Annotated in this window: 6 protein-coding genes; all 6 read right to left on the bottom strand. The window is 38.7% G+C overall.

Annotation, left to right across the window (positions count from 1 at the left end; genetic code table 11):
* Positions 1 to 109 (bottom strand): 3-hydroxyacyl-[acyl-carrier-protein] dehydratase FabZ (locus tag GX687_00030; protein ID HHX95844.1); only part of this gene is annotated, 109 nt, incomplete at its 3' end.
* Positions 110 to 134: 25 nt separating this feature from the next.
* Positions 135 to 1,700 (bottom strand): murein biosynthesis integral membrane protein MurJ, encoded by a 1,566-nt coding sequence (gene murJ / locus GX687_00025; protein ID HHX95843.1) that lies wholly within the window; start codon positions 1,698 to 1,700, stop codon positions 135 to 137.
* The gene (gene csaB, locus GX687_00020) at positions 1,697 to 2,827 is read right to left on the bottom strand and encodes a polysaccharide pyruvyl transferase CsaB (protein ID HHX95842.1); all 1,131 of its coding nucleotides are present in this window, start codon (positions 2,825 to 2,827) and stop codon (positions 1,697 to 1,699) included. Before csaB ends, murJ begins: the two co-directional genes overlap by 4 nt.
* The gene (locus GX687_00015; protein HHX95841.1) at positions 2,820 to 4,712 is read right to left on the bottom strand and encodes a hypothetical protein; all 1,893 of its coding nucleotides are present in this window, start codon (positions 4,710 to 4,712) and stop codon (positions 2,820 to 2,822) included. Before GX687_00015 ends, csaB begins: the two co-directional genes overlap by 8 nt.
* A gap of 19 nt (positions 4,713 to 4,731) precedes the next feature.
* A complete protein-coding gene (locus GX687_00010) occupies positions 4,732 to 6,555 on the bottom strand; it encodes an FAD-dependent oxidoreductase (GenBank protein HHX95840.1) in 1,824 nt (607 codons plus the stop codon).
* A partial coding sequence (locus GX687_00005) for an FAD-dependent oxidoreductase (protein HHX95839.1) occupies positions 6,552 to 8,285 on the bottom strand: 1,734 nt, incomplete at its 5' end. The genes GX687_00005 and GX687_00010, both read right to left, overlap by 4 nt.

The following is an 8,285-nucleotide window of genomic DNA, read 5'->3' as shown; positions in this document are numbered from 1 at the left end:
TTTTTAAACCCACAATGCGTTGCCCCTCTTCTAACTCAATAATTCGATCAACTAATAAAAAGGGATAACGATGTGGTAAAATTGCTTTTATTTCTTCATAACCAATCATTTTCTACTCACCTCTCATTAAGCTTTTATTCGACATCCTTATTCATAAACCTGCTTCCTTTTTTTACATTTTGCCATAAGCCAAAAATTGCTTCTCGATAAACCAAACCTAACCAAAGACCATACACCAAAACACCAGCCCCAATACTCAATCCCAGTTTAAGACCTAAAAATTTCAAACTACTTCCCCGTAAAAAAGTTAGACCCAAATAATAATTAACTTGCCAAGCTGCCAGCCCAGTAAATAAAGAACCCACCGAAAACGTAAATAAAGACTTTAGTAATTTCGCCCCATAAAGAGTCTTTAAATGTTTTTTTAACCATAAATATAAACAAAGGGCATTAAAAATAGCGGCTAAGGAATTAGCCAACGCTAAACCGCGGTGTGCCAACACCGGTAAAAAAGCAATGCTGATTCCGATGTTCACCAAAATAGACAGCATTCCCCAAAACAAAGGTGTCCAAACATCACCCAAAGCATAATAAGCCCGGGTAATAACCATTAACATTGCTGACGCAAACATGCCCCAACAAAAATAAAAAAGTGCCCCAGCGGTCATTTGTGTAGCCAATTGATCAAAAGCCCCTCTTTCAAACAAAAGCTGGACAATAGGAGTTCTTAAGGCCATTAAACCTGCCGCTGCCGGCAGAGTTATTAATAAAACCATTTGTAAACCACTAAGCAAAGTTAAACTAATTTCCGCTTTATTTTTCTGAACGGCCTGTTCTGATAAAAGCGGAAAAATTACCGTGGAAATGGCCAAAGCAAAAATACCCATAGGTAAATTCATTAATTTACCAGCATAATTTAAAGCCGAAATACTGCCTTCACCCAAACCAGAAGCAAAAAAACGATTAATCATTAAATATATTTGGTTAACAGCTGTACCTAAAAAAATAGGTAGTAAATTATAAAAAAGCCCCTTTACTTCCGGGTGATGCAGCCGCCAATCAAAATAATAACGAAAACCAATCTGTTTCAAAACGGGAACTTGAATCAAAAGTCCCCCCAACATACTCAATAATGTTCCCCAAGCTAAATAATGAATCCCATATTGTCCAAGCAAAATCACCGTAAGAATAATAATCAAACTAGAAAACCCAGGGGCAAAAGCAGCCACAGCAAAACGTTTTTTAGCATTAAGAATTCCAGTTAATAACATCCCTCCAGCCATAAAAATCACTGAAGGGAACATGATTTTAGTTAGACTAATGGCTAATTCCCGTGTAGATGCATTAAAACCCGGAGCAGTAAGAAAAACTAAATATTTAGCTCCTAGAATACCCAACAAAGCAAATAAAGCCATAAAAAGAGTTGTCCAGTTTAAAGTAATACTAGCAATTCGCCAGGCTTCTTCTGTTTCATTAGCAAGCAAATATTTAGTTACTACTGGCACAATCGCCGAAACTAAAGCCATCCCCAAAATAGCCTGTAAAAAATAAGGTAAGGTATAGGCCAAGAGATATGCATCAGTAAAAGAAGTAGCCCCAAACTGATTGGCAATTACCGCTTCCCGACCAAAACCCAAAAGACGACTTAAAAGATTAATTACGACAATTAATAATGCTGTTTTTGTAAGCTGACGGTTCACCGTTCTTCTTCCTCACTAGCGGTATTTTCCAAAAGTTCTAAAGCTAAACGTGCGGTACGCCAAGCCCTTTGATACATTTCCGCGGTTCTTTTTTCTATTTCACTTTTTATTTCTTCTTTCCGTTCTACAACCCAAGTTAAAACCTCAACTAGGGCTTGTGCTTCCAAATTATTTACCGACAATAAAGGAATTTGTCCACTCTGTCTTAAAAAACGATCTATTTTAGGATCATAAGCTAAGCCCACCATAGGAACTCCCATCACAGCTGCCATAATCAATGCATGTAATCTCATACCGAGAACCAAATCCAAATTACCGATCAAAGCCAGTAATTCCCCCACAGTATAATTTTCCCTTAACAAAGTTAAGTTCTCATTACCTAATAAACGGCTAATTTCCCTGGCTATAGCAATATCACCTGGGAACTGCATGGGTATTAAAACAATTTGCCAACCCTGTTGGTGCATCTCACCCAAGGCCTCGGCCAGAGCAGGTAAATAACTATTTTTACCCCATGGACGCAAATAAACCCCTAATAACTTTCCTTCTTGATCAGGTTCTAGATGATAACGCTTTAAAATTTCCGCCCCTACTTTAGGGGGGAAATCTGTTTTTTTCAAACTAAGCACCGGATCAGCTGTAACAATAATTTCCCCTTTAACTCCCATTTCCTTTAAATCAGCAGCTGATTCTTGGTCGCGCACCGTAATTAAAGCCGCTTTATTTAATAACCAGGCACTTAAACGCCTATTTCTCTTTTTCCGCAGTGGGCCCACACCTTGAGCATAAACCATTACCGGTACATCTAAAAGATTAGCTAAAAAAATAATACCCAAATAATATAAAGGACTATTATTACTAGTTACATCTTGTAGTAAAGAACCACCACCACTAATCAATAGATCGGCACTAGCCAAAGTTTTTAAGACCTCAACTATTCGCCAGCGATTAACAGCTTTTACTTCCCAAGCAGCGTACTGTTTTGCCGTTTTTTCCGGATCACGAGAAAGTACGATTAATTCCGCCTCCGGCTTTAACTGCCGCCAAGCACGCAGCATGGCAAATAAAATGGCTTCATCACCAGCATTATTAAAACCAAAATAACCGGAAAAAACGATTTTAGCCATCACGCGGCCTCCTCAAAACACTACCTTTAATAATTAATAAATAGATTATACCTAGTAAAATTCCTAACCACAAACCATGAAAAGTACGTATTAAAGATATTCTTAAAGGGGTATGCAAATGAGCATATGTATTAACTACAGAGATTTGTCCAATGATTCCCAAAAGAAGTAAAGGTAAACGTTTTTGAGCATAACCAAAATATAAAAGCAAAAACATCAAAGGATGTCCCAACAAAAACTCTTTAGTTCGCGGTCTAACCTTTAATAATGCCCCTAAGCCTTCCCGTAATTTAATTTCCCAACTACTAACCAATTCGGGAACACTATTACCAGTACGCAATAAATAAATCACCATAATTACCAAAACAAAAGCACCAATAAGGACATGACCGACTAACACAGGCTCTTTTAAAATTTCCCGCGGATTTTTCCCTTGATATTCCTTAAGAAAAAACCAAAAGGAAAGAATTAATAAAGGCAGTAAATGTGCCAATTTAACCCCACTAAATTGATCTATTTTTAATAAAAAAACTTTATCAGCCAAAAGACCTACTAATAAAAGGGCTCCTAAAAGACTAATACCTGTCATTAGTAATAAAGCACGCACAGCCTGCCAAATATTACGAGGACCATTTTGTACAAACTTTAGAACTGCCCAGATTGGGAAAATAATTACCGCTCCTAAGGCTAAAACTTTACGAATTAATAAAATATGCCCATAAATTAAAACTGCCCCTAATAAAAAACCGCTCCCAGCTAAAAAAAGTGCTGTCCGAGGTTTTAAAAAATAAGTAAGCAGCCCAAAAGCACCTACCCAAACACCTAAACTAACGGCCAAAATTAAAAGACGCGAATAAGGTAAACTGCCGAGTTCTTTGGCTGCACCGATCTGCATGCCTTTCTTTTCTACACCCATTTTTACTTGGCCCACAAAATTTAATCCCTTTGTAGCCACATCAGGAGAATTCATGCCAAAAAAACGCACATAAAGAGCTCGAATATTTCTTTCTGCCACCGCTAAAGTAAATCTATTTAAAGCCTCTTTTTCATTACTTATAAGCATTTCCTGTTCATTAATACAGTGAATTCGCACTGCCTTTTTTCCTATTAAATGAGCCAATTCAGTCAAACCATGCTGCTGATAAAATTCAAACATACCCACCGGTATTTTTAATTCCCGCAGCTTTTGTCCCCAATAACCGATTTCACCAGGTAAAGTTTCATCATTAAAAGTGAGTAAAGAAAGACCCGCTATTTCACTCCAAGAGGCAACTAATGCATCTAAAGCCTCAGTAGTGACTGGTGTCCAGGTACGCAGTCGGGGCACTATGGTTAATCCCGCCTGGGCCATCTCTTGCAAATCCTTTCGATTAAAACCAACTCCCAAACGATTCCAATCCAAACTAGCCGCTGGCAGCATGATCACCTGTCCTGCATCCCATTCCATAATTTCCCTTTGGGGATTTTTATAACGTAAATTTAGTTCCACTTCCTCAAATAATTCCGCCGTAGGAATAAACAAATAAATATTTTCAGATACCACTTTTCGCTCAGACCAAAAATCCGGATGAAAAAATTGCTGTAATTTTATCTGATTACCACTTAAAACTATAATTTCGCCGCGGGCTTCCAAATCTGCCAAAGTATTTTCCCGCACAACCACCCCAGTAGCCCCAGCCTGTTTAAATTTATCTGCCCAATAACCAAGGGATTTATCCGTGGAAATTGCTATCTTTTTTAACTGTTCATAGTCTAAAAGGATCTCTACCTGATTATAATCTTTTTCCGCCTGCCATCTAAAAAAGCCTAAAAAACAAGCCGCAAAAATACTAATCCCCAAAGCTAAGATCCCTATCCATTGTAAAGACCCCAATTTTTTAAACATTTTTCCCCTCCAACCGAGATTAAATAACCGCTAACAAATATTCATATAAATTTGCCAATAAAACTAACATCTCGGCAAAAGTTGGTACTTGATCACCCTCGGTTATTCTATCAAGTAATACTTCATCCAAAATTTCTTTTTCCTTGAGCAAATCATAGGCTGCAGCATAAGACATTTCTTCCCCAGTTAAACCTGCCGCTACTGCAATTAGCATTTCACTTTGTTTAACCATTAACGGTATTTCTACCCTACGCAATTGAATTTGCGGATTGCGCTCATAAGCAACCCTTAAAACTTTATTTAATTTATTTTCCAAATTCCATTTATTAATTTCCCGCTCCAAACCATAATCATTTTCGTAACCACCTTCAATTAAACCCAATTCCCGCATGACTTTGACTCCGGGATAAGCCCAATGATCCATGACTAATGGTCGCGGTGGAATATAATCTTCCAAATAAGCACCCTGTTCTTTTAATTTTTCCTGAACCCATTTAATTGCTTCTCGCGAAGCGGTCATTTCCCGAAAAGAAACCTTCTCATTAATAGAATAAGCTGCCGCCACACCAGCTGCTTCCCCAGTAACCATACCTACCGGAATTACACGAGCACTGCCATGAGCCAAAGAATCATAAGAAGCACTTCGCCCTACCACCAATAAATTATCAATTTTTAAAGGCACCAAACAGCGAAAAGGAATAGCATAAATATCCGGTTTACCGATTACATTACCCGAATTTTCCGGACTAGTAGGCTGCACATCCACTGGATAACTACCATAACCAATTTTATCCCAATGATCACGATTTTCCAAAACATCAGTAATTGTTAATCGATATTCACCTTGCAAATGACGTGTTTCCCGTACATATAATTGTTCAGCTGTACCTACAAATTCGGCTTTTTCAAAACCAGGAAAATGCTGACGCATAAAATCAATAATAAAAGGAATTTCCTTTCGACCACGAGCAATTCCTTCAGCTTTGGACTTGGGATCTAAACTATCTACACCAAAAATTAGCAAAGCATTAACCAAAACATGACCATTTTTTTGTCTAGCTAAATTAGGACCGCGAAAACGCATTAAAGGATCACGAGGCTCGTAGGCTTCGGCCTCAGGCCCAAAACCCCAAGCCGCTACTTTATCGGCACCAGTATGAGGACTAGGATCCTCATGTTTTAAATAATGGACTACCTGTTCCCAATTAACCCCCTTTACTTCAAAAACCAAGGTAACACCCATTAACAAACCTTTTTCCCCATAATCTTCCCCACCAATAGTATAAGGAACACCCGCTTCTACCGCTAAATCAGCATCAGTGGTAGCATCAATAACTCGTAAAGCATAATAATTTTGGTCCCTAGTTTTTACACCAATTATTTTTTCTGCCTCCATTAAAGGACCTTGTACTGGTGTATTTAAAAGTAAGTCAAGATTTTTTTCCCGTTTTACCTTTTTTAAAAAATAAGCTTTAGCTTCTTCAATATCAAAAGCATTACCCAAATCCCTATAAAACTCGGCAAAAATTCCCCGTGTCAACAATTCACCCTCTGGACCATGACACATATCTAAAAAATTTAATTGACCTAAAGTCATTAAACCACCTAAAGCATAATTCTCCTCAATCAACAAAGTCCTAAGACCATTACGACTAGCAGCTAGTGCTGCTGCTACTCCCTCTGGCTCACCACCGACAACAATAACATCATAACCTGGTTTACCATTAATTATCGGTCCTGGTACTGGTGTCCGATACCAATGATTAAAAGCAAATAAAAGGGCACCAATGATAAACAAGCTAATAATTATCACTATTTTATGCTTCCCCCAATTAAGGCTCACTCCACTTCTCCCCCTCTATCCAAATATAGCAAAGCACCAATTAGATATAATTGCCCAAATGTAGGCCGTCCTTCCTCAGGCTCCAAATAAGACCTAAATTCATCACCTAAACTATTTTCCGACAAAGCCGCCTCCTGCAATAAAGCTTTAATAGTAATTACTTCTGGGAAATGATATGTTTCACCAGTTATTTTACTAAATAAATATTCAGCATCCCAATAATTAATATACTGATCTAATTGATAATCATTTTCATAACCACCTGCCGCCAAACCTAATTCCCGCATTATTTTTAACCCCGGATAAGCCCAATGTTCCATTACCTGTGGACAAGGTGGCTCATATTCAACTAAATAGGCACCTTGAGCCTTTAATTTTTCTTGTACTGCTTTGATCACCTGTGGCGAACTTGTCATTTCCCGAAAAGAAAGATCTTTAGCCAAAGAAAAGGCCGCAGCCACACCCCCAGCCTCCCCAACAGCCATTCCCACTGGTACTACACGAGCACTGCCGTGAGCCAAAGAATCATAAGAAGCACTTCGCCCCACTACCAGTAAATTATCAATTTTTAGAGGAACCAAACAGCGAAAAGGAATTGAATAAATAGCTGGTTTGCCGATAACATTACCCAAATCATTTGGACCACTTGGTTGAATATCTACCGGATAACTGCCATGTGCAATTCTATCCCCATGATCACGATTTTCCAAGACATCAGTAATCGTCAAACGATATTCACCCATAATATGGCGTGTTTCCCGCACATATAAACGCTCGGCTGTTTCCACAAATTCCACATGCTTAAAACCGGGAAACTCCTGCCGCATAAATTCCAAAATATGTGGTATTTCTTCCCGACCCCGAGCAATAGCCTCTTTTCGAGCCAAAGGATCCAAACTATCCACACCAAATAATAAAAGGGCATTTACTAACACCGTACCCCCTTTTTGTCTGGCTAAATTAGGCCCGCGGAAATGAATTAAAGGATCACGTGCCCGATATTTTAAAGCTTTTTCCCCATAGCCCCAAGCTACTTTCCAATTTGCCCCAGCATAAGGATCTCCCCAACCACTTTTTAATTTACTTAAAAAACGCATCCAATTATTATAAATAAAAACCTTAAACCAATTAACACCTTTTACCCGAAAAACTAATGTTACTCCCATTGTTTTTTCCGGTTCCCCATAATCCTCTGCTCCCACGGTATAAGGCACCCCTGCAGCAGCAGCTAAATCAGCATCAGGTGTGGCATCAATTAAACGAGCCGCATAATAGTCCTTTTCCTGCCCCATTTCTCTTACTTTAATTCCTATTAAGTCATGTCCCTGCAAAAGCGGAGCCCGCAGTTCAGTTTTTAAACGTAAATCCAAATTAGCTTCTTTTTGCACCAAATCTAAAAAATAGGCAGCAGCCTCTTCCAAATCAAAGGCATTACCCAAAGTTTCGTAAAATTCCCCAAAAATGCCTTGAGTTAATAATTCCTTTTCCGGACCATAACTCATATCCAGAAAGTTAAGCCCACCTAAAGTAAACAATCCTCCTAAACGATCTCCTGCTTCAATCAAAAGGGTTTTCAAACCATTGCGAGCTCCAGAAACAGCTGCTGCAATGCCCTCTGGTTCTCCACCCACGACTATTAAATCATAAGCCTCGGGCAAGGGGACAGCCCCCACACACCAAGGTATTAACAGTAAACAAACAGCCAAATAGCCGGCTATCAACTTTTTACT

The sequence above is a fragment of the Clostridia bacterium genome (assembly GCA_012841935.1).
Classification (GTDB): domain Bacteria; phylum Bacillota; class Peptococcia; order DRI-13; family DTU073; genus DUTS01.
The sequence above is the reverse complement of the archived record's forward strand: the minus strand, read 5'-3'. Positions and strand labels throughout refer to the sequence as shown.

Coding starts and splice junctions, on each gene's coding strand:
- csaB (HHX95842.1), bottom strand. CDS start 2,827: ATGGCTAAAATCGTTTTTTCCGGTTATTTTGGTTTTAATAATGCTGGT.
- GX687_00015 (HHX95841.1), bottom strand. CDS start 4,712: ATGTTTAAAAAATTGGGGTCTTTACAATGGATAGGGATCTTAGCTTTG.